The following is a 25,158-nucleotide window of genomic DNA, read 5'->3' as shown; positions in this document are numbered from 1 at the left end:
CTATAGTCTTCATTGTACAAAATATTTACTAAAATGTCTGTAATTCTTACCTTTTTGTTCTAAAATAATTATCTCTCCGGAAAGTTGACGACTTGTCGTCTATTAAAACTTATGGTTAACTATGAAGATTGACTCTACGAAAGGAGTACTCTTGTATGGCTGAATTAATTTACAAACAACTGATTAGTAAACTTAAAAAAAGAATCGCTGCAGATGAATTTCCCGACATGAAACTCCCTGATGAACGTAGTTTGAGTGAAACTTATAAAATTAGTCGTAGTTCAGTAAAACGAGCTCTTAGCCAAATGGCTAACGACGGTATTATTTTTAAAAAACGCGGTTCCGGCACCTTCATTAATCCCTTATATTTAAAAAATAAAACCGTTTTTAATTATGAAGGCTCTAACTTAGGTGTTACAGACGGATTTGAAATGAATGGTAAAAGCCCTAAAGTTAAAGTACTAAGTTTTGAAGTTATTGCGCCCTCAGAAGATTTACAACGCAATCTTTTCTTAGACACAGATGATTTTGTCTACAAGATTGTTCGCTTACGTTTATTTGAAAAAACGCCTTTTATGATTGAAACAGGCTATATTCCAATTAAGATTGTTCCTAATTTATCTCAAACAATTGTTAAAGGATCAATTTTTAATTATTTGGAGGATATTCAGAATCAATCAGTTACTAAATCGTCGCTTTCAATCTACGCTGAACCATCAGACGAAAATGATCAAAAACTTTTAAATTTAAAACCAACTGAACCAGTTAGTATAATGGATGGTATTTTCTTCTTAGATAATGGTACCCCATTTGAATATTCAAGTATGAGATTTCATTATAAATTTTCTAAATTTAATACTTTCATGGCCGTTAAATAGGCTATTTAACGGCTTTTTATTTACTTTTTAAAATAATTGGTACGTTCCAATGAATTAAATGATTGACTTTTATTTAATGTTTGTTATTATGAACATATAGAAAGCGCTATAACTTTAGCAAATAAAACATATAGGAGTGTGTAACTATGACAGAAACTGATTTTTCATCTAAATCATATTTAGATAAAGTTGATGCTTGGTGGCGTGCAGCAAACTACCTTTCAGTTGGACAACTTTATTTAAAACAAAATCCATTATTACAAACTGAAGTCGTACCTGAAGACATCAAAGTTAACCCTATTGGTCATTGGGGAACAATCTCAGGCCAAAACTTTATTTACGCTCATTTAAACCGTGCAATTAATAAATATAACTTAAACATGTTCTATATTGAAGGACCTGGTCATGGTGGCCAAGTTATGGTTTCTAATGCTTACCTTGATGGTAGTTATACAGAAATCTACCCAACAATCACTGAAGACTTAACTGGTATGCAAAAATTGTTCAAACAATTTTCATTCCCAGGTGGTGTCGCTTCTCATGCTGCTCCTGAAACACCAGGATCAATCCATGAAGGTGGCGAATTAGGTTATTCATTATCTCATGCCGCTGGTGCTATTCTTGATAACCCTGACGTAATTGCTGCTACAGTAATTGGTGATGGTGAATCAGAAACTGGACCATTAGCAGCAAGTTGGTTCTCAAATGTCTTCATTAACCCAGTTAATGATGGTGCTGTATTACCAATCCTTGATATGAATGGTTTCAAAATCTCAAATCCTACAATTTTATCACGTAAATCTGATGCAGATTTAACAAAATACTTTGAAGGTATGGGTTGGGATCCAATTTTCGTTGAAGGAACTGATCCTGAGATCATCCATCCTGAAATGGCTAAAAAAATGGATCTTGCTATCGAAAAAATTAAAGCAATCCAAACTGAAGCTCGCAAACACCCAGCTGAAGAAGCAACAATGCCTAAATGGCCTGTTATGATTGTTCGTACACCAAAAGGCTGGACTGGTCCAGAAGTCTGGAACAACGAACCAATCGAAGGCTCATTCCGTGCTCATCAAGTTCCAATTCCTGTAGACCAACGTCACATGGAACATGTTGATGCTCTTGTTAAATGGATGAAATCATACCGTCCAGAAGAATTATTTACAAAAGACGGTCAATTAATTCCTGAACTAAAAGAAATGGCACCTAAAGGCAACCAACGTATGGCAATGAACCCTATTACTAACGGTGGTATTAATCCTCAAAAATTAGTTATGCCTGATTGGAAGAAAAATGCTGTTGATACATCAACTCCAGGTGCTGTTACAGCACAAGATATGATTATTTTCGGTGACTTCGCTCGTGATATTATTGAAGAAAACCCTAAAAACTTCCGTATCTTCGGACCAGATGAAACAAAATCAAACCGTTTGAATGCTATCTTTGAAGCTACTAACCGTCAATGGTTAGAACCAATCAAAGAAGGTAACGACGAATGGCAAAGTCCTGTAGGCCGTGTTCTTGATTCACAATTATCAGAACATCAAGCTGAAGGTTGGATGGAAGGTTATGTCTTAACTGGACGTCATGGTTTCTTCGCTAGTTATGAATCATTCTTACGTGTCGTTGATTCAATGTTGACACAACATTTCAAGTGGTTACGTAAAGCCAAAGAACAAACATGGCGTAAACAATACCCATCATTGAATGTTATTGCAACATCAACTGTATTCCAACAAGATCACAATGGTTATACTCATCAAGATCCAGGTATGCTTGGTCATTTAGCTGATAAGAAACCTGAATTTATCCGTGAATATACACCTGCTGATTCTAACAGTTTATTAGCTGTTATGAATAAGACTCTTCAAAGTGAAGAACTTATTAACTTAATCGTTTCAAGTAAACAACCACGTCCTCAATTCTACTCAGCTGATGAAGCTCAAGAACTTGTTGACAATGGTTTGAAAGTTATCGATTGGGCAAGTACTGCTAAGGGCGATGATGCTGATCTTGTTATTGCTGCTGCTGGTTCAGAACCTAACTTAGAAGCTTTAGCTGCTGTTAGTCTTTTAAACTCAGCATTCCCAGAATTGAAGATTCGTTTCATCAATATTGTAGATATCTTAAAATTACGTCATCCTAAGATTGACCCTCGTGGTTTCTCTGATGAAGAATTTGACGGTTACTTTACAACTGATAAACCAGTCGTATTCGCATTCCATGGTTTCGAAGCTATGGTTCGTGACATCTTCTATGATCGTCATAACCACAATGTTTCAATCCATGGTTACCGTGAAAATGGTGATATCACTACACCATTCGATATGCGTGTCTTGAACCAAATGGATCGTTACAACCTTGCTAAAGATGCTGTCTTACAAGCTGGCAACTTAGGCGCTGCAGGCGATAAATTTGTTAAAGAAATGGAAGCTATGGTTGCTAAACATGAATCATACATCCGTGAAAATGGTGATGATCTTCCAGAAGTTAATAACTGGAAATGGACTCCACTAAAATAGTAAAACTTTAAACGAAAAGAGAACCGCAATTGCGGTTCTCTTTTCGTTATCATTAAAAATCATTCTTTTGTGAGCTGTCCATCTCGCATAAAAAATGTTTGGTCTGTATATGCCAAGACATCTTCATCATGTGAAACCATAATAATCGTTTGTCCCGTCTTTTTAGTAATATCGGCTAGCTGGGCTGCAACTTGCTTCGCTCTTTTGCTATCTAAGCTTGCCGTTGGCTCATCAGCAAAGATGAGCTCCGGTTGCCCAAATAATGCTCTAGCGATTGCAACGCGTTGTCTTTGACCACCTGAAAGACTAGCAGGATATTGATTTCTTTGGTCCCATACACCTAAGTCACGTAACATCATTTCGGGATTACGACTTTCTTTTTTAGTTTTCATTTTATTGACTAATTCAAATTGTTCTAAAACGGTTAAAAATGGGACTAAATTAGACCCTTGTAAAATAAACCCAAATTCATTAAATCGTAACCTAGTTCGCTCTTTTTCGCTTAATTGTCCGATCTCTTGATCTTTAAAATAAATTGTTCCATCGGTTAATCCTTGTAATCCACCCATAATGGTCAGCAACGTTGTTTTTCCAGATCCTGATGGACCTGTCAAGCCAATAAACGTCCCTTTCTCAACAACTAAATCAATATTATCAAGAGCCAACTTTTTATTATCACCTTTTCCAAATGTTTTAGAAACATCAGATAATTGCATTAAACTCATTTAGACACCTCCAATTGCATCAAGTGGATCAACACGTAATATTTTAAAAATGGAGAATAGTGATCCTAGAATGATCATCAATAATAAGATAACCGAAAATCCTACGACTAAGAAGACATTATTTAAAAATGGGACGGCAGCTGGTAACGATAGCGCTGTTGCCACATCTGCAATAATACCCAATCCAATTCCTAGTAAACCTAGTAATGACGACTCCCAAATTAAGCTTTTAACCAAAGTCCCACTAGAAACTCCTTGTGCACGTAACACGCCATAAACGGCTGTTTTTTCAATGGTTAAAATATACATAAAGATACCTACGATAAACGCAATAATGACAAATAAGGCGCCAATCATTAACGTAAAGGTCTTCACTTCTGGACCATATCCCGGTATGTTGTTAATCACCTTGTCCATTGTTAATGTCGCTAATTGTTGATCTTTTTTAATTTTAGCTGAATTTTTTAAAACAACTGCATTAATTTTTTCAGTCGGATTGTCCGGGCCATAACGTAACGTTTGATAGTCAGCTAATTGTAAATAGACAACTGGTGCTGTTGTGTATTTATTACCCGTCGTTATCCCCACTACTTTATATTCTTGTTTCGCATTATTAATTTTTATTTTTTGGCCTAATTTAGTGGCATCTAATCCATTATCAACAACTACTTCGTTAACTTTCTGCGGCATTCTGCCTTGAACTAATTTAGGCTTCAAAAATTGATTAAATTGAACTCCAAAAACACTAATATTAGCTTTTGGTTCGTTTTTCCGACTAGCAACGCCCATCATTTGACCTAAATAAGCGTAGTCTGATTTTGACCCTGAAATCTTAGGAAGTGAGTCTTTTTGTATCTCGGAAGATGCCAAATTATTATTCGCATACTGACTGATAACAATGTTATCCGCATCCCAATTATCAATTGAAGACCGATTATTGTTCGCAAGCCCAAAAGCCAATCCCGTTAAAAAAAAATGAGATATGAAACTAAAAAGATGGTGAAAATAATCAGACCATACCGAAGTTTATTATATTTAATCTCTTTAACAGCTAAGTACATGTCATATTCCCCCTTATTTCTACTATATAATAACTTTGCACCAAATTAAAAGTAAACGTTTTCAGTGGAGGTTAAGAAAAAAGCATAATCCTAAAATTTAGAATCACACTCTTAAAATACTAATTTATTTGTAATCTCGCGCTGCAATAGCTTTAACACTTGTTGTTTCTTTAACAGCCTGTTTAATAATTTTTACAACATCTGAATCACTAAATGAGTTAGGGTTAACACCAGCAAATTTAATTGAGTCTCGTGCTGCCTTAATACGTGATGCTGTAATTGCTTTACCGTTACCATCTACTATGTTAGATGAACTTGTTGTATATTCATTCGAACCTGAATACGATGATGCAGCGGCTTGTTCTTCTGACGTCAACGTAGCTGACGAATTGTTTTTTATTTCTGGTATACTATACTCCGACCCATAACCACTACTTTTAGATGATGGTGTTGAACTTTTCGAACTACTTGAAGAACTGCTTGAAGAACTACTTGTTGGGTAGCCAATCGTTGCCAAATTCTTATCATTTTTTTGTTGTAAGTCTGTTGCTTTTTTCTTTAAATCTGAGTAATAATTTTTATCAATACTACTATCTTTTAAGATTTCAGTTAATTTATCGTTTGATGCTGTGTAGCTATATTCTGTATTTAAATTCATTGCTTCATTATATGTTTTTATGAATAGCGCACGTTTTTCAAGAACCGTTGTTAATTCTTTTTTCAAATTTGTTGCTCGTTTTTTAATGACTGCTGATCCATCATGATCCGCTAGCACGATGCTAATTGCATCCTTTGCTTTACTATACTGACGATCTTCAGTTTTGTTAATTACTGCCTTGTAATGTGTCACCTGTGTCTTGTAAGCTTGTGCAGTCGCATCATTTGATTTCTTTTTTAAAGCGACATCAAAATAATTTTCTGCCTCAGTATATTCTGCATCTTGAATCGCAGTTTTACCGTTCTTCATGGCTGTATTATAATTTTTATTTGCTTCTGCATGTTTCGTTAAACCGTAGCCACCAAACATACCTACTATAACAACTGCAACTAATCCCCATACCCATTTTTTCATTTTAACCACACCTCTTATCCCTATATTTATATCGCTGTTATTATATCATGGAACATCCTTCAACCGTTATTCAAAATAAGAATTTAGTCCCTGAGAGAAACTAAATTCTTATTTACTTAATTTATAATATAAGTGACAACAGCATAATAGCGCAAAGTCCAAGTACAACAGATAATCCCATTGATCTCGTACGATATGCGATTGCGAATACAACCACAGCCGCTATTAATTTTGTGACGTTATCTACGCCCACAAATTGAAAACTTGAATCAATAAAAAGGTCTTTAAAAACTAATGCTGAAAATAACGCAACGGGTACATACTTCATCCATTCATTAAACCATTCTGGGATTTCTCGAGATGAAAAAATTCGTAATGGAATAAATCGCGGTAAATATGCAACAATTGCAGATAAAATAATTAATAAAAAATGATCCATTGTTGTCATTTCCATAGTTAACTTTCCTCAGAAACTTTAGACTTTCTACTTATTGTATGTCGACTTGCTTTTGGTTTAATCGTATTTAATAATTTATTTCGTTTACCTTTTCTAACAATTTCATGTTCAATAATAAATCCAACAAAGGAAGCTAGTAAAGTTGCTACAACTAATCCCATCGTACTTTGGAACAATGACATGAAAATAATTGCTAAAATACCTGAAAGAATACTAATAATAATTGTGAGATAATTTTTAAGTTGCATGACTATCATGTAAATAAATAATGAAGTTAATGCAAATTCAACAATGCTTAAATTAATTTTTAACCCAGCACCAATTAAACTACCTGCAATATTACTCATCGTCCAAAATAATAATGAATAATGTTCAACCATCAAGGCATCTTTTGGTTTCCATTCTTTATCTGTTGCAAATTTTAAATAGTTTACTGCGTAATTTTCATCGTTTAGTGATGCCGCAAATATGTATAAAAACTTACGACTAGTTCCTCGAATGTACTGTGACAAACTAGCACCTAATAACGCATACCGTAATTCTAAGAAAAATAGCATAGTAACAATTGAAAGAATTGGCGACTGAATCGTCAACATTGATGCAATTAAAAACTGTGCACCACCTGAAAAGACAAGTATGGAAACTAATCCTGCTAATATCGTATTGAAGCCTGCTGCATGCAACAAAATACCACATGCGAGTCCAATTGGGACGTAACTCAGGCAAAGCGGCATCGCAATTTTAAGAACTGTGAGCCAGCGTTTCTCTGTTTCTTTCACGATAGTCCTCCAATAATATAAAGTTGGTTTAACGATATAAATTATAGCATACATCTGTTTCTTAATACTCATTATTTAGTAACTCTAATCAAAAAGTTATCCAATAATGATCTGTTCTGATGGAAAACGATACTTTTCATCCCGTTCTTTTTTCGAAACAAAGAATATTAACATGTATAACATCCCTACGCGTCCAACAAACATCAAAATAATAATGACCATTTTACCGATAATGCTTAATGAACTGGTAATTCCCGTTGATAATCCCGTCGTTCCAAAAGCAGAAGTTACTTCTACAATCAGCGAAATCAACGAATGATTCTCCGTAATACTTAAAATAAAGACCGCGATTAAACACATAAATATCGATAGGTTAACAACTACTACTGATTTTTGAATATCATTTTCATGAATCCTTCTATTAAAAATATTCACATTCTTATGTCCACGAATAAACGATAACAAATATAATCCTAAAATCCCAATTGTTGTTGTTCGAACACCACCACCAACTGAACTTGGACTAGCACCAATAAACATTAACATAGAAAAAATCAATAAGGTTGTCGTATTAAAATCACTAATTTGATTAATTTGTAGTCCGGCATTACGCGTTGTAATACTATAAAACATAGCTGTCATAACTCTCTCAACGAAATCCTTATGTGCAAAATAACCATTATGTTCAGATAAGAAAATTAATATTGTTCCAATAAAGAAAAATCCAATCGCAAAACTACCTGCTAATTTTGTAAATAATGAAAATCTAAATTTTTTATGTCCTGGTTTGAACCACGTAACCTTGATCCACGCTAAAATTTCAATAATAACGGGAAATCCTAAACCACCTATAAAAATTAAAATCATAATTAAAAATAAAAAGACGTAATCTTTCGAATAAGGGATAATAGATTTCCCAGTAACGTCAAATCCCGCATTTGTTAACGCAGATATTGCAATATAAAAGCCATCAAAAATTGACGCAGCTAGATGTTCAAAGCCATCACGTACATATAAATAAATTGAAAATATCACACCAAAAAAAGCTTGAATCCCTAGCATAATGCCGAAAATTGAATAAACTAAACGAACATTTCCACTTAAATGCGGTTGATTCATATCAGTTTGAATTAGCCTGCGTTGTTGCAACCCAATGCGTCGACCAGCAATTACCATAATAAACGTTGAGAGCATTGTTATACCAAAACCACCTATTTGAAAAAGCATTTCTAGTAAGATGATACCGTTATTGTTATAGACTTGCTCTAACGGAAATGTGGTTAATCCTGTAACACTAACCGTTGAGACTGCCATGAATATTGTATCAATAAATGGCACACTAGCACCAGGTTGTTTGAAGAACGGAAGGCATAATAAAATACTTGTTACTACAATCAATGCTAAATAGTAAAAGACAACAATTTGTACGGGAGAGGCCAACAAACTAGCTTTATCTAGATATTTCTGGATCCACCTATTCATTCTGACTTCCCCCTTTTAGTTTAATTTAAAAAAAGAGATTAGCGCTAAGTACGCACGCTAATCTCTAATCCTGATTATTTAATTAATTCTAATCCTGCATAACTAACAACAATTTTATGTTTTAATTCTTCAGCTGTTTCATTCTTAATAAATTCCTTATCGAATTTAATAATAGCCGAATTTTTTAGTTGTTTTTCAACGACACCAGTAAAGAACTCGTTATTTGTTTCAAAACTAACACGTGTATCAGCTGGAAATGGAATTCCTTTTTCGTTAACTTCAACATTTTTTTCATCAAAATGACTTAACATAATTTGGCCTCCTATTGTTTTAAATATTAATAGTAACAGTATACCGCTTTTTAGTTATTATTACGACCATTAGGACTAAGATTAAGAACCTCAATTTAATTAACCCATTCTAAATATATTCAATCAAAAAAATAGAGCCCGCAAAATTAATTTTGCGTAACTCTATTTAATAATCTATTTTTCTAAATCTTGTAATTTTTGATTATCATCTAATTGTGATTTACCAGCAAGTCCAACTCTTTGAAGAATTTGCATAGCAACCCATAATAGAACTAATGAAACGATAGCGAAGATTGCAAGAACAAATACGCTCATGCCAATTTGTCCACTAACCATTCCAGAAGTTAATGACTCACGGAACCCTAAGGTTGAGTATGTCATTGGTAAGAATGGATGGATGGCATTAAAAAAGCTATTCGTAACTTCCATTGGGAACGTACCACCAGCGCCACCTAATTGTAACATCAAGAGAACCATGGCCACGAATCGACCAGGATTATCAAATGCCATAGCAAGTGCCATAACAAGATACATCGATGTTAACGAGAATACTGTTGCAATTAAGTAAGTTTCAGCAATATGGTCTGCTTGTAATCCAAACATAAGCATCCCTGTAACTTCAACAAGTGCCATACCAAGGGCAACGACAGTTCCAATAGCAACTTTACTCCAGAACCAAGCTGTTGCTGATTGACCTTCAGTTGAAATTTTACGGATTGGGAATGCAAAGTTAAAGACGATTGCCCCAACGTATAATGCAAGTGAAAGAACATATGGTGCTAAAGCATGTCCATAGTTAGGAACATAACTGTAATTCTTATGTTCCAATTCTGAAGGTGCTGCAAACATATTAGCTGTCTTGTTAGTTGCTTTAATTCCATTAACTGTATCTGATCCTGTTTTAAGAGCAGTAGCTAATGTTTTTGACCCTTTTTTAAGTGATTTAGAACCATCACCTAATTTAGCTGAGTTATCATCTAATTTTTGAGTCCCTGCAGCTAATTTATCAACTCCAGCAACAAGTGTTGGTACTTGTTCATTCAAGCTTACTAAACCATTTGATAATGTACCTGAGCCAGTAGCTAATTGACTAACTCCTGATGTCAATGTTGGTACTGATCCATTCAATGTTGATAATCCAGTACTTAATTGACTCGAGCCTGATACTAAGGCACTGTTGTTTCCAATTAATGTTTTAGAACCATTATTAGCACTTAATACACCTGCAGTGTATTTTTGTACACTTGGAATTAAGCCAGGAGTTTTATCTGTACCATTTAACCCAGCCATAATTTGACCTAATCCAGCATTTAGTAAGTCTGTTGCTTGGATAGCACCATAAGGACTTTCCTTTGTGCCAGAACCTGTCTGCGTTAAACCAGTTTTAACAGTATTTAATCCAGCCATTAGTTTATCAATGGCTTTCTTAGCACCTGCTGTTACTTGTGGTTCTTGAGCAGATAACTCGGCAACACCCGCCTTTAATGCTTGTAATTTAGGTAGTAATTCTTGAATAGCTGCTAATTCTTTTTGAATCGATTTTAATTTGTCACCGTTATCAGTCAACGGTGTTGTCATATCAGATAAATCTGTTTTAATTTTTGTTGTATTATTACCTGATGCTGCTAAACTTGTGCCAGCAGTTTGAAGATTACTTCCTAATCCATTAACAGAAGCAGCAATACTTTTTGCTAACGTTGGATTAGATTTCTCTAAAGCTGCAAAATCAGGTGATTTTACAAAGGTAACTAAAGCACCCATATTACTTTGCGCATCCTTAAGTTGTGCAGCAACACTGGATGCGTTAGTTGTACTATAAAGACTATTATTTAATTCACTCAATTGTGAACCAGCATCTGTTGCTTTAGCGGCAACAAGTTTAGTATTAGCTCCAATTTGAGTTAAATCGGCTGTTAATTTTTTAGCATCAATATTAGGCGCATTTGTGCCATTTAATTCAGAATTCAACTTAGAAATTCCTGAATCTAATGCTGTAAATCCAGCCATTAATTTTGCCATTTCAGCTTGTGAATCTGGACTATTTAATTGTGTATCTAAAGTTGCAGCAGACTCCTTCAAGCTTTTAGTTAACGATTGGTTACCCGCTTGAACTGTTGTAATACCACCTCTTAAGGTAATTATTCCATCATTTAATGCTTGAGAATTTGAACTTAATTGACTCAAACCACTATTTAATTCAGTAACTCCATTAGTATAACCTTTTACACCACTTGCTAATGTTGTTGAGCCAGTATCTAGTTTCGATACACCTGAAGCTAATGTACCTGTACTATTATTAAGTTTTGATAATCCAGCACTTAAAGAACCAGCGCCTGTTGCTAATTTTTGAACACCATTTTTTAATGGAACAACACTAGTTGAAAGTGTTTGAACACCATTATTAACAGTTCCTACACCAGTAATGTAGCTATTTAAGCCATCATTCAATGTTACTGTACCATCAGACAATGTTTTAGAACCACTTGCAGCTGTCTTAAAGCCTTTACCGATTGTTTTAACTTGGCCGAAAATAGCTGTTGCATATGCTTTCGTGACTGATTCACGAATTTGGCTATTTAATTGTTTTGCTGCTGTTTCACTGATAACTTCACCAATGTAGTTACGAGATGCATTAGTATCGTACGTGATTTTCATCTTTTTAGGATTTGTATCCATTAAAGTTGCAGCATTTGAAGAGAAGTTTTTAGGCAACGTAATTGTTGTATAGTACTTGTTGTCTTTCATTCCTTGTTTTGCTTGTTTTGCAGAAACGAATGTCCACTTCAATTGGTCATTATTCTTCAACTCTTTTACAAGTTGATCACCAACATCCAATGTCGTTCCATTATATTTAACAGATTCATCGTTATTAACGACTGCTACTGGTAAATCACTTGTTTTGCCATATGGATCCCAAACTGATTTCAAGAAGAAAGCAGCATACAGAATCGGAATAAGCATCATAACAATTGTTGAAACTAGAAGTATTCTATTCTTTCCAACAAATTTAAATTCATTCTTAATCATTTTCATTAAAATTGGTGCCCCCTAAATTAATTATTTCTACTATAAAATTTTATCGATACGTTATAATATACATCAAATGTCCACGAACAACAAATTTTTATTTTCTTTTTAATGTTTTTTTAATCTTACACGACTAAATTGCCCATATAGACAAAAAAATCACCCTAGAAATCAGAGATGATTTTATTGATTTAAAATAAATTTCCAAAGAAGTTAGTAATTGCACGCCACATAATAACAAAAATGTTAGCTTTTTCAATGGCATCTTTATTCGTTCCTGTAACAGAAAGTGATTTTTTGCCATCAACATAAGATAACGCATTATCTTTACCAGTTAATTTAAGCGTTCCAATATCACTATTAGCCTTAATTGGGGCTTCTAATCCTGTTTTCTTAACTAAATCAGTATTTTCTGATACTTTAGCTGAAATAATCGACTTAACTGTTTCGCCTTTTTTCAACCAAACTTTTTGATTAGATTTAAGCATAACTTTAGTTGTTAATTCTTTACCATGAAATACAGGTAAACTATCGGCGTTTTTAAATATTGTACCAGCCTTGATTGTTTCCACGTTGAACATGTCAAATACATATGACATTATTTTTTGTGTATCTGTAAAACGACTTACATCCGTTTCACTCTTGTGTGATGATCCTAAAACGACCGTAATAATTCGATGACCATCTTTTTTTACAGTTCCTGTAAAACATTCACCAGCTTTGTCAGAAGTACCTGTCTTCAATCCATCAACAGGTAATTCTGTATATGCCTTAGCTAAACCAGGTAACATCCAGTTCCAGTTTTCCATTAGTGTTTGGTCAGATGTTCCTTTATCGAAATATTTACGTTTGATACTTGTTGTTTTTAATACTTCTGGGTACTTTTTAAGTAAGTTTTTAGCAACAATTCCCATATCTTTGGCAGTTAATTCATTTTCATCTGATGCGGCTGAACCGGGGTATCGATCAGCTTTACTGATATCGCTATTAGTTAAACCAGAAACGTTATCAATCTTAGCATCTGTAATTCCCCATGACTTAACCTTTGCACGCATTAATGTTACGAAATCTTTTTGCGATCCCGATACTTCATGAGCAAGTGCCATAATAGCCCCATTTGCTGAGTAAATTAAACTAGCATCATACAGTTGTTTAACTGTGTATGATTTCGTTTTACTCAACGGAACGTTTGATAATGATGTATCCTGGCTAATTTTATAAGAATCGTTATCAATCTTAACTTTTTGATCCCAAGTTAATTTACCACTTTTAATTTGATCTAAAATAACATCAATCGAAATTAATTTTGTCATTGATGCAATTGGTAAAACAGCATCAGCATTTTTTTCATAGATTACTTGTCCAGTATCTGCATCAATTGCTAAAGCAGCTTTAGCTGTTAAATTAATAGCGCTTGAACTGGTTGTTGCAGCTGATACAGATTTAACCTCATCTTGAAGTCCCATTGCTGAAACCCCAGTAAATAGTGCTGCCCCTGAAATAAGCCCAATTACGAATTTCTTTGTACGTTTTAAAAATATCATTTTCTCTTTACCCTCTTAACTTCTCTTATTCATTTAAGAATACCCAATAATAGCTATTCTTGCAACTGTTCTTCTTGCTTTCTAGTTAATTTTATATTCTTACCCAATGGTAAATGAATAACAAAACTAGTTAGCTCTTCATTTGAGACAACATATATGTACCCACCGTGGAGCGTGACAATACTTTGAGCAATGGCAAGCCCTAATCCAGTTCCGCCCGTTTTTTGTGAACGAGATTCTTCCACTCGGTAAAACCGATCAAATAATTGATTAAGTGATTGTTCAGGTATTTTAGGGCCATCATTAGTTACTTTTACGATAACTTCCTGACCAATTTTTTCTGCTTCTAAATAAATATGTTTACCGCCTGCCCCATATTTTAAGGCATTTGATATTAAATTATTAAAAACACGGCCTAATTTTTCAGTATCAGCTTCCATCATTAACGGGTTAGGGTTCGTATTGCTACTAATTGTCATTTCTTTATTTTTAGCTTCAAGTTCAAAACTAGCTGCCAATTGTTCTAACATTTGATTCATATCAAAATTAATCGCATTAATTGGCGTCGACGTCTGTCGCACTTTTGTGTATTCAAATAAATCTTCTACTAAAACCTTCATCTGCTTTGATTTCACAAATGCTGTATGTGTGTAAGATAGTAAATCTTCTTGCGAATTATATTGATTATCTTCTATTAAACCTAAGTAACCGATAATTGATGTCAATGGTGTTCGAATATCGTGACTAACATTGGTAATCAGCTCATCCTTTGAATTCTCAATTCGACGTTCTTCTTCCATTGATTCAATCGTACTTTGAACCAAAGCATTAATACTTGAAACGACCCGCGCCATATCACCTTGTAGTTTAAAAGGAATTTGATGATCGTAATGACCGTCCGCAATATAATGCAATTCTGAAATAACATGACGTAACTGCATTTGATGATAACGTCGAATTAGTCGCCAATAGAGCACGACAACGTCCACAATAAGCATGAACGCAACAAAAACATTCCCCCAACTCCAGACATTGAAATCATTCGGCCCAAAAGTTAATGCCGTCTTAATTTGAAAAATACCATTCTCAAGTCCTGGGTTTGAAGCAATCGTCTGATTTAATAGAATAAAAATTGATAAATTCAGTAAAATTAATAGAATAATCGTGATGAATCCTTCCGCGATTAATTCACTTTTTTCTCTACCAGTTAATTTCAAAAATAACCCCTCACTAATGCATTTCTATCTTGTATCCAACGCCCCAGACGGTTTTGATAATATCATCACCGTTTGTTGCTGCTTCAATTTTATCACGTAAATGGCTCACATGGACCATTACTGTTTTGGCAGAAATAATTGATTCTTGTTGCCAAACTTGTTCAAAAATATCATCCGCAGAGTACACATGATTTGGATGTGAGGCTAATAAATATAAAATACCGAATTCTAAAGCAGTTAATTGAATATCACTACCTTCAACTGTTTGAACTTCATGAGAATCTTTTTTAATAATTAGCGGTCCTATTTCAAGTGCAACATCAGGTGCCGGATTCGAGTTTTGGCTACGACGGAGTAATGATTTAACACGTGCCATAATTTCTAATGGGTTAAATGGCTTAACAACATAATCATCAGCACCTGTAATCAGTCCACGAATTTTGTCCATATCTTCTGTTTTAGCAGAAACCATTAATATTGGAATTTCTGAAGTTTTACGAACCTCTTTAATGACATCCATTCCGTTCATTTTAGGCATCATAACGTCGAGAATCATTACACCGATTTCTGGCATTTCTTCTAATTTTTCAATCGCTTCAAGTCCATTTTGAGCAGTAATTGCTTCGTAACCTTCATTTTTTAAATAAATAGAGATTAAATCAACGATTTCTTTTTCATCATCTACAACTAAAATTTTCATTGGATATCTCCTGACTTTTCTTTACTTATAGTATATTGTATCAAATATCACACACGATAACTTTAAAGAATTGGTTAAATCTACTTAATCTAAGTAGTACAAAAAAAGCTTTCGTAAAAAACGAAAGCTTTCCATTTTTTATTATCCACGTTCTAATAAGTAGTTAAATAAACCGCCCATTGTTTTATCTGATAACTCAATCTCTTTACCAGATTCCGTTACTTTAGTAATTTTATAATAATCTTCAAACTCAGGTACTTCCAATTGCATCATCGCAACAAAAGCTGCTGCCGTTTTATAAGTTGCTTGTAGCTGTTCCCCATGAACGTAATCAATAATTAACATATTCGTAACCCCCTATAATATTTATACTCGTAGTGTAGTCTATAAATTTAAATACTTCCACAATTGATACTTATTTTTAAGTAAATTAATATTTCTAACTAATGTCGTATTCCTTTTACTGTATACAATGATTTTGCATCAAATCATGATTAATCATTAGAGTCTTATTTATAATTTAAAACTCTCCATTAAAAAAGACGTAACTTCTTTCATCTGAAAGAAATCACGCCTTTTTAATTATTATTTAACTGAGTAATTAGGTGCTTCTTTGGTAATTTGAACATCATGTGGATGTGATTCAATTAAACCAGCACCTGAAATTTGAACAAATTGTGCGTCATCTTGTAATGCCTTCAATGTTCCAGCACCAACGTAACCCATACCTGAATGTAAGCCTCCAACCATTTGGAAAACAATATCAGCTAAACTACCCTTGTATGATACACGACCTTCAATACCTTCTGGCACTAACTTATTAGCTTCATTTACGCCACTTTGGAAGTAACGATCAGAAGAACCATTTGATTGTTCCATAGCTGCTAAACTTCCCATACCTCGGTAAACTTTGAAACGACGACCTTCATAAATTTCAAATTCACCAGGAGCTTCATCAGTTCCAGCTAACATACTACCTAACATCACAGCGTTACCACCGGCAGCAAGGGCTTTAACGATATCACCAGAGTATTTAATACCCCCATCAGCGATGATTGTTTTACCATATTCACGAGCTACTTCAGCAGCGTCATAAATAGCTGTTAATTGCGGAACACCAACACCAGCAACAATCCGTGTTGTACAGATTGATCCAGGTCCTATTCCAACTTTAACAACATCAACGCCAGCATCATAAAGGGCACGAGTTGCTTCGCCAGTTGCGACATTACCTGCGATTAAAGTTGCTTCTGGGAATTGTGCTCTGATTTCAGTAATTTTACGGATAACACCGGCTGAATGACCATGAGCAGTATCGATAACTAAAGCATCAACACCAGCATCTAGTAAAGCTGTAGCACGTTCAAATGTATCACTTGTAACACCAACAGCGGCAGCAGCAAGTAAGCGGCCATGTTCATCTTTAGCTGCGTTAGGAAATTCAACAACTTTTTCGATATCTTTAATTGTTATTAAACCAGTTAAACGACCATTTTTATCAATGATTGGTAATTTTTCAATTTTATTTTTTTGGAGTATTTTTTCAGCTTCTTTAAGCGAAGTACCTTCCGCAGCTGTTACTAATCCTTCTTTAGTCATAACACTATCAATTAGGACTGACATATCAGAAACAAAACGTAGATCACGATTCGTAATGATACCAATCAATAAGCGATTTTCTAATGTTTCAACGATTGGAACACCACTAATACGGTAACGTTTCATCAATTGTTCAGCATCTGCAACAGAATGTTGCGGTGTTAAATAGAAAGGATCAATAATAACGCCACTTTCAGAACGTTTTACTTTTCTGACTTCTTCAGCTTGTTGTTCGATACTCATATTTTTATGAATAACACCTAAGCCACCTTGGCGAGCCATAGCAATCGCCATTTTAGAATCTGTAACAGTATCCATGCTAGCACTTAAAATTGGGACATTTAATTTGATATTCTTAGCTAATTGTACACTGATATCAACCTCGTTCGGTAATACATGACTTTCTGCAGGTATTAACAACACGTCATCAAAAGTAAATCCTTTTTTAACGAACTTCGTTTCCCAATTTGACATTTTAAAACCAGCTTTCTACTTTTATTTTGTTTACTAACATACCAGATAAACTCAACATTGGTCAAGGTTATCGTCCGATTCTTATTAACCTATAATCGTTTTTAACTGTAACAAAAAAGAGTTCAAAAATTTTACCTGAACTCTTTTCAAGATATCAATCAATTTAAAACATTGTTCGGTTGATATTATAGCGACGTTTAACGTAAATTCTAACTGCAAATGCGATTAATGCAATTACAAGATAAACAGGGGCTGGCAACAATGCATTAAGTGGTCCTGGAATCAATGCCACTAACATGTAGGCAAGAATCCATACTGCAAGAAAGGCTACAAATACTAGTAATGTAACCCAGAAAGCTGGTTTGTCTTCTTTTTTGACGTTTGGGCCATATTTTTTGTAGAAGAGCGCTGCTCCAATACCACCCAAAATTGATGTGATTAGTAGTGTTAATAATCCACCAGCACCAGAAGCTTCTGCTTGCGTACTTGTTTTACTCATTAATCCCATAACACCGTACATACCAGCAAAAATTAATAACATCATCAACCCATTATCTAAAGCTGTTAACCAAAAACTACTTGTTGGTTCTGCAGCTTTTTTCTGTGGGCCCATAATGATATCAGTTGCTTTTGTACTAACAGGACCATATAGTTTAGTTGCTGTTACACCTTTATGCTGTTCGGTGCGAAGTTCTGCAACAATTTCACCAATGACCGTATTTCGTTTTTCATCATTAATTTTTGAATCTTTCAAAATACTATTTAAACGGTAAACATAATCTTCATTACGCTTCGTTAATCCCGCAAAGGGTCCTTTATCCTGTAACTTCGTTTCTTTTTCTAAATGTTCTTTTTGTTTTGCTGCAGCTGTCGCATTTCTCTCTTCAACTGATGTTTCTTCGACTTTGTTTTCTTCTGACATGACTAACAACCCCTACTGACTTATTTTATTTAGACGTTAAATCTGAACTCAATAATATCGCCATCTTGTACGACATATTCTTTACCTTCGGAACGTAAACGACCAGCTTCACGAACTGCTGCGACGCTTCCATTTTTATCTAAATCAGCAAATGACATTGTTTCAGCACGGATAAATCCACGTTCAAAATCTGAATGGATAATTCCGGCAACTTGAGGTGCTTTCATCCCTTGTTTAAAGGTCCATGCTCGTGTTTCGGCACCACCAGCAGTAAAGAAAGTTGCTAAACCTAGTAATTTATAAGATGCCCTGATTAAGCGATCAAGTCCTGATTCTTCAACACCAGCAGCTTCAAGGAAATCAAGTTTATCTTCATCATCTAGTTCAGCAATTTCTTCTTCTGTTTTAGCAGAAACGGCTAAACATTCTGAACCTTCTTCTTTTGCAAAGGCTTCAATTAATTTTACATACTTATTAGCATCTGGGTCAGCCATGTCATCTTCAGCAATATTAGCGACATAAAGAACTGGTTTGTTCGTTAATAAAAACATACCTTTAACATATTTTTCTTCTTCTTCATCAAATTCAATTGAGCGAACGGCATGTCCAGCTTCAAGAACTGGTTTGATTTTTTGTAAAATACTGAATTCAGCCAACGCATCTTTATCTTTTGTTCTAGCCACTTTTTCAACTTTAGCATAACGTTTTGTCACACTATCTAAATCTGCAAAAACAAGTTCTAAGTTGATTGTTTCAATATCGTCCATTGGATCCACTTTATCAGAAACATGTGTGATATTATCATCGTCAAATGCACGAACAACGTGCACAATAGCATCAACTTGACGAATATTTTCTAAAAATTTATTACCAAGTCCTTCACCTTTACTTGCGCCTTTAACAATACCGGCAATATCCGTAAATTCAAAAGTTGTATGAATAATTTTTTTAGCAGGGACTACTTCATCGATACGTGCTAATCGTTTATCTGGAACTTCAACCATCCCAACGTTTGGATCGATTGTCGCAAATGGGTAATTAGCCATTTCCGCGCCTGCTTTTGTAATTGCGTTAAATAAAGTTGATTTACCTACGTTTGGTAATCCTACGATTCCTGCCGTTAATGCCATAATTAGACGTCACTCTTTTCATTTATTTTGTATTATCTTCTGTTGTTGCTTTTTCTAACATTTTTTTCATCTTTTTTTCAAATTCTCGTCTAGGTAATAGAATAAGGTGCCCGCATCCTAAACACTTAATGCGAATATCCATTCCCATTCGCACGATTTCCCAGCGGTTAGTCCCACAAGGATGTGGTTTTTTCATTTCAACAATATCATGTAAGTCATACATACTGACTAACCTCCTAGTCTAGTGAAATATCAAGTAAGTCCAAAATACGGTTCAAATCATCCGTTGATAAGTAGTCAATTTCTATCTTACCTTTATGATTTTTTTTGCTCTGTTGGATAGAAACTTGTGTTCCAAATTTTTCTTTTAACAAGTTCTCACTTTGTTGAACATAAATTGATTTTTCAACTTCGTTCACTTTTTTAGTATTCTTTTTAATTTCGCCGTTCATTTGGGCAATTACTTTTTCCAACTCACGAACAGTTAGATTTTCTTTAACTGTTCTTTTAGCTAATGCCCCAATTTTTTGTTTATCTTTAAGTGACAGCAATGTTCTTGCTTGACCCATCGATAACTGATCAACTTGGAGTAATTCTTTAACTGAGTTGGGCAATCCTAATAAACGCAAATAATTAGCAATATAAGGACGACTTTTGCCTAATCGCTCTGAAACTTGTGACTGCGTTAAGTTTAATTTTTCCATCAACATGTTATAAGCTTCTGCCTCTTCTAAAGGAGACAATTCTTCACGTTGTAAATTTTCCAAAATAGCAACTTCCATCATTGCTTCTTCTGTCATCGTTCTAATAATTGCAGGGACATCTGTTAGTCCTGCTAATTTAGACGCACGGAAACGACGTTCTCCTGCAATGATTTCATAACCCTTAATGACTGATTCTCTTACAATAATTGGTTGGAAGACACCTGATTTTTTGATAGACGCAGCTAATTCTTTTAGGGCATCTTCATCAAATGTTTTACGAGGTTGGTAAGGATTAGGGCGAATTTCAGCTAAGTTTAAACGAACAACAGATTCTTTTGTATCATCATATTGATCAAGTTCATCCTGAAATAACGCGTTAATCCCTTTTCCAAGACCTTTTTTATTATTTACCATGCGCTTTTAACACTTCCTTTGCCAATTCCATATAGACTTGAGCACCCTTCGACTTAGGATCGTAATCAATAATTGCCATCCCATGGCTAGGTGCTTCAGACAAGCGGACATTTCGCGGAATAATTGTCTTGTAGACTTTTTCTGCAAAATATTTTTGCACCTCAGACACAACTTCTGCGCCTAAATTTGTACGTGCATCATACATTGTCATTAAAACGCCTTCAATGGCTAAATCTGGATTAAAATGCTTTTGAACTAAACGAATTGTGTTAAGCAATTGGCTTAAACCTTCCAAAGCATAGTATTCACTTTGAACAGGAATTAAAATTGATTTACTAGCTGTAAAGGCATTAATTGTAATCAATCCAAGTGATGGCGGGCAATCTATTAAAATATAATCATACTGATCTTCAATTGTTTTAACGGCATCCAATAATCTTGTTTCACGAGCCATTTGCGGTGTTAATTCAATCTCAGCACCAGCCAATTGAATGGTTGCCGGAACGATATCTAATCCTTTATGACTAGTAGCTAGAATTGTCTCCTTAATTGGAAATTCATTAACTAAAACATCATAAATATCTTTTTTTATTGTTGATTTTTCAATACCAACACCACTTGTTGAATTTCCTTGAGCATCCGTATCTATTAATAAAACACGCTTGCCTAGCTCGGCTAAACAAGCGCCTAAATTCACACTCGTTGTTGTTTTACCAACGCCACCTTTTTGGTTTGCTAATGAAATAACAATTCCCATGTTTGATTAACCCTCCTTTTTTGATTCAATCACATCAATAATAACGCGATACCCTGAATCAGTTTTTTCTTGTTTTGATTTAATCGTTACACCGTTATTTTCTATAACTTGAACCGCTTGTTTTAGGGTATTAATCACTAATCTTTTATCAGGATTACCTTTTTTCGTGTTTTTCTTTTCAGACACTTTTGATTCTGGTTTAATTTTATTAGCTGAAATTAACTTTTCGGTTTCTTTCACTGTTAATTTCTCTTTTAAAATACGTTTTAATAATTTTTTTTGATTGCTAGCTGATAAACTAACCATTGCTCTTCCGTGACGTTCGGATATCTGTTGCGCCATAATGGACGTTTGTACGTCATGTTCTAATTTTAATAAACGCAATTTATTAGCAACAAATGCTTGGCTTTTACCCATATCTTCAGCTAATTTTGACTGTGATAAGTGGTTTAAACTCATTAGTTTACTGTAGGCCTCTGCTTCTTCAATTGCTGTTAGTTCCTCACGTTGTAAATTTTCAATTAGTGCCATCGAAGCCGCTTGGTCGTCGTCCATTTTCTGAACAATTGCCGGAATTTTTTTCCATCCTAATGAAGATGCTGCCCGAAAACGACGTTCCCCAGCAATAATCTCATATTTTCCAGTCTCATACTCTCGCAAAATAATAGGCTGCAATAACCCGTGTTCTTTAAGGGTTTGTGCTAATTCATCAATTTTTTGATCATCAAAGACACGACGAGGTTGGAAGCGATTGGGTACAATAGTCGTAACAGAAATGTCACTAACCTTCGTTTGATTCGTTTCATCTTCTTGTTCTTGTTGATTTTTACGATTTCCTAAAAATGAAAATGCCATTTTCCGACGACCTCCTGACTATATCTTATTTACAAGTGGGGTACGTCCAGGTACACCCGCTTTTCTAGGGTATTTTTTAGGACTTAATTTGACTTTATCAACGACTAATAGATGACGTTCGTCATCTGAAATTGGTAAAGTAAATTCATGATTAGCCACAACTTGACCACCTAAAAGCTTGATAGCATATTCGGCATCGACTAATTCTTCGTCCATTTTTTGAGCTTTGAGAGCGATAAATTGACCATTTAATTTAACTAAAGGTAAGCACAATTCAGATAGTACGCTCAATCTTGCAACAGCACGAGCTGTCACGATATCATATTGTTCTCTATATAAACTTTTTTTACCTGCAAATTCTTCAGCACGATTATGAAAAAAAGCAACCCCTGTAATATCTAATTTGTCCGCCAATTCATTTAAAAAGTTGATACGTTTATTCAACGAATCAACAATAGTCACCGTTAATTGCGGAAAAGCAATCTTCAGTGGAATTGAAGGGAAGCCGGCACCTGCGCCGACGTCACAAATAGATAAGGGCTCGCTTTGTATTTCTTTTGAATAAAAAGCAGGCGTTAAAGAATCATAAAAATGTTTCAAATAAACGTCTGATTTTTCTGTAATAGCAGTCAGATTAAGGTTTTCATTTGTCATTACTAAAAATTCATAGTATGTTTCAAATTGTGCCATTTGTCTGTCTGTTAAATTAATGTCTTTTTCAGCTAATGCTTGACGAAATTCTTCTGGATTCATATGACTGGCCCTCCGTTATTTGTGAAACAAAACGATGTTTCACGTCCTGTTTAACTTTAACGTATTTAGGCCAGAAATACAAGCCAACTGTAAGATTCTCTATCCTACTAATTTATCAAATTTTTTAAGTTTTGAAATTAATAATTCGACAAATTTTGCACGGTCAATTGATAGTAAGACTTCTGTATTTTTTTCTAATCCCAATAAATCAAATTTATCAACGATTGTCTCACCTTTAGTAAGATCACCATTCACCTCAACATCAACATGGTACTTTTCACTTGTGAATAATTCAGGATGTAACATCCAAGCAATTGTACAAGGGTCATGTAATGGAATACCGTCGAATCCCCATTTTTCTTGACCATAGTAAATACCATAAAATTTCAATAACCCGTAGGCTGATTGCGCTACTTTATTATTAATCTTACCAATTTCTTCAATTTCAGAATCTAAAATTTGTGCTTGATGAGTTAAGTTTAATCCAGCCATAACCATTGGAATAGAGTCATTTAAAACCATTTTTGCTGACTCTGGGTCCACGGCAATATTAAATTCTGAACCAGGTTTAACATTTCCAACATCCGTTGAGCCACCCATAAAGACAATTTTTTCAATTTTATTTTTTAATTCAGGATAGACAGCTAAAAATAGTGCCATATTCGTCATTGGGCCCGTGACAACCATTGTAACTTTTTCAGCACTTTTAGATAATGTTTCTGCAATTAACTCAATTGCTGTTAAATTAGTTGCTGGAATTTCAGATTTAGGTAACTCTGTTCCATCAACACCAGTATCTCCATGAACGGCATCGGCAATCATTAATTCTTGTAGTAAAGGTTTTTTATTTCCACTAGCAACTGGAACATCTGTCCGTTCCATCAATGTTAGTAGTCGACAAGCGTTATCAAATGTTTTATCAGGTGTTTGATTTCCAGCGGATGTTGTCACCGCACGTAAATCAAATTCTGGTGAAGCAATAATCATCATTAACGCTAATGCGTCATCATGTCCTGGATCACAATCTAAAATAATTGGTGTTTTTGTCATAATAAAATCTCCTCTTCAATCGAATTATTTTTCTGCATTTTTAATGCAATTAATAAATATATTTATGATCAGCCTTATTAAAATTCCAGAATGGTACTTTTACAACACCTTGAATTTTCGACTTATCAACGAACCCCCAGTAACGACTATCATTAGATACTGAACGATGATCTCCTAGAACAAAATATTTATCTGAAGGTACTCTGATAGCTGAAGTATCTTTAGCCCATTGATTATCTACAGCCAATGACTTGAATGTCCAGTTTTTAGCATTTATGTTCTGAACCCTTGTCCCTACTGTTTTTTGATAAGTTGAAATATAAGGTTCTTCAATTTCTTTACCATTAACATAGACATGATCATTTTTAAATTCTACTGTATCACCAGGCATTCCAATAACACGTTTAACATACTCTTGACCCTCAGTTGCATCAGGATCTACGCCGTATGCATCAAAAACAACAGTACTAAAGCGCTTAATATCAATAACTTTAACAACAGCAACATGCTCATTATTAACTAAGTTAGGTTGCATCGATGGCCCATCAACACGTACCATTGTGACAACAAATGTTTTTAAAAGCATCGCGATTATTAAACCGATTGCAATCGGTATAATCCAACTCATTATTTCTTTAACTATTCTTTTCATATTTCCACCTAATCATTATATTTTTTATCCCCTTATTTAGTTAATTATACGCCAACTATTTAAGGACTTTCAA

The 25,158-nt window shown here is 34.5% G+C and carries 24 protein-coding genes; 2 read left to right on the top strand and 22 right to left on the bottom strand.

What is annotated here, in order from left to right; translation table 11 throughout:
- Nucleotides 1-155 precede the first annotated feature (155 nt).
- Together AC1RO3_RS00570 and AC1RO3_RS00565 are read left to right on the top strand one after the other, a co-directional pair.
- A complete protein-coding gene (locus tag AC1RO3_RS00570) occupies nucleotides 156-878 on the top strand; it encodes a GntR family transcriptional regulator (RefSeq protein ID WP_481761053.1) in 723 nt (240 codons plus the stop codon).
- 146 nt (nucleotides 879-1,024) lie between these two features.
- On the top strand, nucleotides 1,025-3,400 hold the full coding sequence (locus AC1RO3_RS00565; protein WP_481761054.1) for a phosphoketolase family protein: 2,376 nt from the start codon (nucleotides 1,025-1,027) through the stop codon (nucleotides 3,398-3,400).
- A 59-nt stretch (nucleotides 3,401-3,459) separates the two neighbouring features.
- On the opposite strand, the gene AC1RO3_RS00560 is transcribed toward AC1RO3_RS00565, so the two are convergent.
- The 22 genes from AC1RO3_RS00560 to lepB form a co-directional block, all read right to left on the bottom strand.
- The gene (locus AC1RO3_RS00560; RefSeq protein WP_481761055.1) at nucleotides 3,460-4,125 is read right to left on the bottom strand and encodes an ABC transporter ATP-binding protein; all 666 of its coding nucleotides are present in this window, start codon (nucleotides 4,123-4,125) and stop codon (nucleotides 3,460-3,462) included.
- Complete coding sequence (locus tag AC1RO3_RS00555) at nucleotides 4,126-5,085, bottom strand: ABC transporter permease (protein WP_481761056.1); 960 nt, start codon at nucleotides 5,083-5,085, stop codon at nucleotides 4,126-4,128.
- 225 nt (nucleotides 5,086-5,310) lie between these two features.
- Nucleotides 5,311-6,258 (bottom strand): hypothetical protein, encoded by a 948-nt coding sequence (locus AC1RO3_RS00550; RefSeq protein ID WP_481761057.1) that lies wholly within the window; start codon nucleotides 6,256-6,258, stop codon nucleotides 5,311-5,313.
- A gap of 121 nt (nucleotides 6,259-6,379) precedes the next feature.
- Nucleotides 6,380-6,712 carry an AzlD domain-containing protein gene (locus tag AC1RO3_RS00545; protein ID WP_409021810.1) on the bottom strand — a complete coding sequence of 111 codons (333 nt, stop codon included), beginning with the start codon at nucleotides 6,710-6,712 and terminating at the stop codon, nucleotides 6,380-6,382.
- A 2-nt stretch (nucleotides 6,713-6,714) separates the two neighbouring features.
- Entirely contained in the window at nucleotides 6,715-7,494 is a 780-nt protein-coding gene (locus tag AC1RO3_RS00540) for an AzlC family ABC transporter permease (protein ID WP_481761058.1), read from the bottom strand.
- 96 nt (nucleotides 7,495-7,590) lie between these two features.
- Nucleotides 7,591-8,976: a TrkH family potassium uptake protein gene (locus tag AC1RO3_RS00535; RefSeq protein ID WP_481761059.1), complete on the bottom strand. Its 1,386-nt coding sequence runs from the start codon at nucleotides 8,974-8,976 to the stop codon at nucleotides 7,591-7,593.
- A gap of 74 nt (nucleotides 8,977-9,050) precedes the next feature.
- Nucleotides 9,051-9,287: a hypothetical protein gene (locus AC1RO3_RS00530; RefSeq protein WP_409021814.1), complete on the bottom strand. Its 237-nt coding sequence runs from the start codon at nucleotides 9,285-9,287 to the stop codon at nucleotides 9,051-9,053.
- Nucleotides 9,288-9,461: 174 nt separating this feature from the next.
- Entirely contained in the window at nucleotides 9,462-12,320 is a 2,859-nt protein-coding gene (locus AC1RO3_RS00525; protein WP_481761060.1) for a YhgE/Pip family protein, read from the bottom strand.
- Nucleotides 12,321-12,505: 185 nt separating this feature from the next.
- Nucleotides 12,506-13,858, bottom strand: coding sequence for a serine hydrolase (locus AC1RO3_RS00520; RefSeq protein ID WP_481761061.1), 1,353 nt, complete (start codon nucleotides 13,856-13,858; stop codon nucleotides 12,506-12,508).
- Between the two features lie 53 nt (nucleotides 13,859-13,911).
- On the bottom strand, nucleotides 13,912-15,075 hold the full coding sequence (locus tag AC1RO3_RS00515; protein WP_481761062.1) for a sensor histidine kinase: 1,164 nt from the start codon (nucleotides 15,073-15,075) through the stop codon (nucleotides 13,912-13,914).
- Nucleotides 15,076-15,088: 13 nt separating this feature from the next.
- Nucleotides 15,089-15,775 carry a response regulator transcription factor gene (locus tag AC1RO3_RS00510; RefSeq protein WP_409021818.1) on the bottom strand — a complete coding sequence of 229 codons (687 nt, stop codon included), beginning with the start codon at nucleotides 15,773-15,775 and terminating at the stop codon, nucleotides 15,089-15,091.
- Nucleotides 15,776-15,916: 141 nt separating this feature from the next.
- On the bottom strand, nucleotides 15,917-16,120 hold the full coding sequence (locus tag AC1RO3_RS00505; protein ID WP_481761063.1) for a hypothetical protein: 204 nt from the start codon (nucleotides 16,118-16,120) through the stop codon (nucleotides 15,917-15,919).
- A gap of 240 nt (nucleotides 16,121-16,360) precedes the next feature.
- Nucleotides 16,361-17,848: an IMP dehydrogenase gene (gene guaB / locus AC1RO3_RS00500; RefSeq protein ID WP_481761064.1), complete on the bottom strand. Its 1,488-nt coding sequence runs from the start codon at nucleotides 17,846-17,848 to the stop codon at nucleotides 16,361-16,363.
- A 163-nt stretch (nucleotides 17,849-18,011) separates the two neighbouring features.
- Nucleotides 18,012-18,770 (bottom strand): DUF1129 family protein, encoded by a 759-nt coding sequence (locus tag AC1RO3_RS00495; protein ID WP_481761065.1) that lies wholly within the window; start codon nucleotides 18,768-18,770, stop codon nucleotides 18,012-18,014.
- 29 nt (nucleotides 18,771-18,799) lie between these two features.
- Complete coding sequence (gene ychF, locus AC1RO3_RS00490) at nucleotides 18,800-19,900, bottom strand: redox-regulated ATPase YchF (protein WP_481761066.1); 1,101 nt, start codon at nucleotides 19,898-19,900, stop codon at nucleotides 18,800-18,802.
- A gap of 22 nt (nucleotides 19,901-19,922) precedes the next feature.
- Nucleotides 19,923-20,123 (bottom strand): DUF951 domain-containing protein, encoded by a 201-nt coding sequence (locus AC1RO3_RS00485; RefSeq protein WP_409021822.1) that lies wholly within the window; start codon nucleotides 20,121-20,123, stop codon nucleotides 19,923-19,925.
- A 13-nt stretch (nucleotides 20,124-20,136) separates the two neighbouring features.
- Nucleotides 20,137-21,018: a ParB/RepB/Spo0J family partition protein gene (locus AC1RO3_RS00480; RefSeq protein WP_409021823.1), complete on the bottom strand. Its 882-nt coding sequence runs from the start codon at nucleotides 21,016-21,018 to the stop codon at nucleotides 20,137-20,139.
- Entirely contained in the window at nucleotides 21,008-21,775 is a 768-nt protein-coding gene (locus tag AC1RO3_RS00475) for a ParA family protein (protein WP_409021824.1), read from the bottom strand. Before AC1RO3_RS00475 ends, AC1RO3_RS00480 begins: the two co-directional genes overlap by 11 nt.
- Nucleotides 21,776-21,781: 6 nt before the next feature.
- On the bottom strand, nucleotides 21,782-22,630 hold the full coding sequence (gene noc, locus AC1RO3_RS00470; protein WP_481761067.1) for a nucleoid occlusion protein: 849 nt from the start codon (nucleotides 22,628-22,630) through the stop codon (nucleotides 21,782-21,784).
- 18 nt (nucleotides 22,631-22,648) lie between these two features.
- On the bottom strand, nucleotides 22,649-23,383 hold the full coding sequence (gene rsmG / locus AC1RO3_RS00465) for a 16S rRNA (guanine(527)-N(7))-methyltransferase RsmG (protein ID WP_481761068.1): 735 nt from the start codon (nucleotides 23,381-23,383) through the stop codon (nucleotides 22,649-22,651).
- Nucleotides 23,384-23,482: 99 nt separating this feature from the next.
- On the bottom strand, nucleotides 23,483-24,433 hold the full coding sequence (gene rihA, locus AC1RO3_RS00460) for a pyrimidine-specific ribonucleoside hydrolase RihA (protein ID WP_481761069.1): 951 nt from the start codon (nucleotides 24,431-24,433) through the stop codon (nucleotides 23,483-23,485).
- Between the two features lie 49 nt (nucleotides 24,434-24,482).
- Nucleotides 24,483-25,085, bottom strand: coding sequence for a signal peptidase I (lepB, locus tag AC1RO3_RS00455; RefSeq protein ID WP_481761070.1), 603 nt, complete (start codon nucleotides 25,083-25,085; stop codon nucleotides 24,483-24,485).
- Between the last annotated feature and the right edge of the window lie 73 nt (nucleotides 25,086-25,158).

This window comes from Dellaglioa sp. CoH-57-MRSF-19 (genome assembly GCF_056781975.1).
This window is presented reverse-complemented; position numbering and strand designations above follow the sequence as displayed.